Source organism: Marivita sp. (assembly GCF_020055635.1).
Classification (GTDB): domain Bacteria; phylum Pseudomonadota; class Alphaproteobacteria; order Rhodobacterales; family Rhodobacteraceae; genus Marivita.
Genome location: NZ_JAIPUT010000176.1, coordinates 1 through 2633, shown reverse-complemented (window position 1 = coordinate 2633; position 2633 = coordinate 1). Strand labels below are relative to the sequence as shown.

Below are 2633 nucleotides of genomic sequence, written 5' to 3'. Positions count from 1 at the left end.
TGATCTTGTGGCGCGCTGATCGATCTCTGGGCTCAATGGCGAAATAGTTGTCCGGATCGAGCGCGGGCTCATACTTCACCTTCCCCAGATCGGGCAGGTCCAGTCTCTCGTTCGTCAGCCACTCCCAGAAGAACCAAAGCCGACGCGCAAAGAGGCCGGTCGCTCCCGCCAAGGCCCGGGAGATTTCAGACGGGTCCGCAAATTTGGTGACCTCATGCAGGATCCGCAGATCGATGCCTTCGTTCTTGATGGCAAACATCAGGTGATCGAACACAACCTCGCCCGGCCATTGCTCTGATCGGAATACCTCCCATTCCGGATCGGATCGACGTTCGTGGTGATCGGATACAAGAGACAGGCGGCGCGGCATGGGCACGCGCAGCCCGAGCTCACTGACCAGCCAGCCATATCCTGCAATCCGACCCGGTCCAGGAAGCTTACGTCCGTAGAAATTCATCACCACGCCTCGAAAATCTTCACTATTGGGGCTAATACTTAGATTTTTCTCACTCGACTGGCAAGATCACCCGCGTCGAAAACCTTCACCGTCTGTCGATTTTATTCACTATTGGCGTCGCACTTTCGGATTTCTTCACTCTTTCCACCGCCGCCGCACGGTCGCAGGCGTCTCTGCTCCGGTCGCCAACCTCTCGAGGCATGGGGTTCATGATGTCCGGGATCGACTTGAGTTCGGTGATCATCAATCAAGTCTTATCCAGTCATTGCCCTATTGGCTGCTTTTTCTCGTGGATAAGCGGGTGGTTAGATATGCGGACAGAGCGGACGTTCGGCTCGGTGACGCCAAACTGGCGTTTCTGGTCCAGAGCTGGCGTTTGTTACCGGCCATGTGCGGCCACCCAGCGCCCCAGAAGCGACCGCTCGGAACAGCGTGCAGCACCTTCATGCGTGGCACAAATATGCGCCTTAGGCGTTGACCGTCATGTGGCGCAGTTGGCAGTTTCAGAAGACGCCGCCTCAGCGAGGTACTGACTACGGAGAGGGCAGATGCACAAAGAGCGCGCGATCGCAATTGGGGGATCGTCCGGGTCGATTGCGGCATTGAAGCAGATCGTTCCACGCCTGCTAAAGGATGTGCCTGCGGCTATCTTCGTGGTGGTTCATGTCGGGGCGTATGGGCGCAACCTTCTTGGCGACATCCTTGACAGCTCCGGGTCGCTGAGCGTGACAACCGCAGTCGATGGTGAGCCCGCCGAAGCGGGCCGCGTCTACGTCGCGCCGGCTGATCGGCATCTGCTGGTGATCGATGGTGTCATCCGGCTGGGCCGTGGCCCGCGCGAGAACATGTCACGTCCCTCGATCGACGCTCTCTTCCGCTCCGTCGCCGTCAGCTACGGGTCGAGCGCGATCGGACTCGTCCTGACCGGCAACCTGAACGACGGCGCCGCCGGGCTCGCAGCGATCAAGCAAATGGGCGGCCTGACGGCCGTGCAGAACCCGGCAGACGCGGAAGCGCCCGACATGCCTCTCGGAGCGCTCGAGGCGAGCGACGTCGACTACCGTGCCCCGCTGGCTGACCTGCCCGACCTGATCACGGCGATGGCACGTGAACCGCCAGGGTCCGAGCCGGCCAGTAGGAGGGAGCTCGAACTGGAAGTGGAAATCGCCCTTGGCCGCCCCTGCCGGACAGAAACCATAGCCGAGATCGCGGACGTCGCGCCGCTGTCTTGTCCGGACTGCGGAGGCACGCTGTCGCAGCTCAAGCAGCCGCCGCTGCGGTTCCGCTGTCAGGTCGGGCACGCCTACTCCGCCAACGCGCTCGCGGATCAGCATGAGGGCTCAATCGACGAGGCTTTGCGCGTTGCTCTCCGGATCGTGGAGGAACGTGCCGTGCTTGCTGAACGGATGGCGCGCGATGCCAATACGGCAGGTCGAACGCACGCGCACGAAGACTACCTCGGCAAAGCCGCAGAACTCCGTGCATCGGCCGAGGTGCTGCGAGCGGCGGCCCTCCGCCTTATGAGCTGACACGCGAGAACGGACATGCCGTCGACGAGCAGACATTTCCTCATCCGGTCATTCAGTTCGGCCGCCTCCTTTGACGCGCGGTATACCGGAACATTTGAGCAATAGTCGGTCTCAGCTTCTAATAGACCGTTTCCAGCTCCAGCAGACCTCTGCCGCGACGCCAAGTTTAAGATGCGCGGATAATCTCTGCCGGCAGCAACCCTGCCAGCCGCCAGCGCCAGACCGTGTATTTGTTGAGGTCGAGCTGCTTTGCGAGCTTGCGCACCGATTGCGGAGCGGAGCTGCCCAACATATCCCTCAGCGCCTCCATGAACAGGTCGGGACGATGGATGCGGCCAATGGCGCTCCCGGTTCGGCCTGAATAGGTTTTCTGGCAGCCGCCGCATCGGTAACGCTGGATCTTGGTCCGGGCGCGGCCCCACTTCTGGCGCCGCGGGTCGCCGCAGAAAGGGCACTTGCGCTCCCGGTTTGTCCGTGCTTCGATTTCCGAGATTGCCTCCGACTTCCGCCGGAGATCCTGGATCTTCGTCTGGGCGTCTTCGATCTGGGCCGGGTTCAGGTCGTCGAGGGCATCGAGAAAACGGCGAAAGTCGTGATGTAGCGCATCCTCCGCTGCAAAAGTGGGCGAATATAGGCCCATCCAAGTT

The 2633-nt window shown here is 61.2% G+C and carries 2 protein-coding genes and 2 pseudogenes; 1 reads left to right on the top strand and 3 read right to left on the bottom strand.

Annotated elements, in window-relative coordinates; all coding sequences use genetic code 11:
• Together LCF60_RS24320 and LCF60_RS24315 are read right to left on the bottom strand one after the other, a co-directional pair.
• A pseudogene (locus tag LCF60_RS24320) lies at nucleotides 1-457 on the bottom strand (hypothetical protein); the annotation flags it as partial.
• An 85-nt stretch (nucleotides 458-542) separates the two neighbouring features.
• Nucleotides 543-701: a hypothetical protein gene (locus LCF60_RS24315; RefSeq protein ID WP_292295102.1), complete on the bottom strand. Its 159-nt coding sequence runs from the start codon at nucleotides 699-701 to the stop codon at nucleotides 543-545.
• Nucleotides 702-1005: 304 nt separating this feature from the next.
• On the opposite strand from LCF60_RS24315, the gene LCF60_RS24310 reads away from it, so the two are divergent.
• The gene (locus tag LCF60_RS24310; RefSeq protein ID WP_292295101.1) at nucleotides 1006-1986 is read left to right on the top strand and encodes a chemotaxis protein CheB; all 981 of its coding nucleotides are present in this window, start codon (nucleotides 1006-1008) and stop codon (nucleotides 1984-1986) included.
• A 166-nt stretch (nucleotides 1987-2152) separates the two neighbouring features.
• Here LCF60_RS24310 and LCF60_RS24305 read toward each other — a convergent pair.
• Nucleotides 2153-2633, bottom strand: a pseudogene (locus tag LCF60_RS24305) (hypothetical protein); the annotation flags it as partial.

Coding starts and splice junctions, on each gene's coding strand:
- LCF60_RS24310 (WP_292295101.1), top strand. CDS start 1,006: ATGCACAAAGAGCGCGCGATCGCAATTGGGGGATCGTCCGGGTCGATT.
- LCF60_RS24315 (WP_292295102.1), bottom strand. CDS start 701: ATGATCACCGAACTCAAGTCGATCCCGGACATCATGAACCCCATGCCT.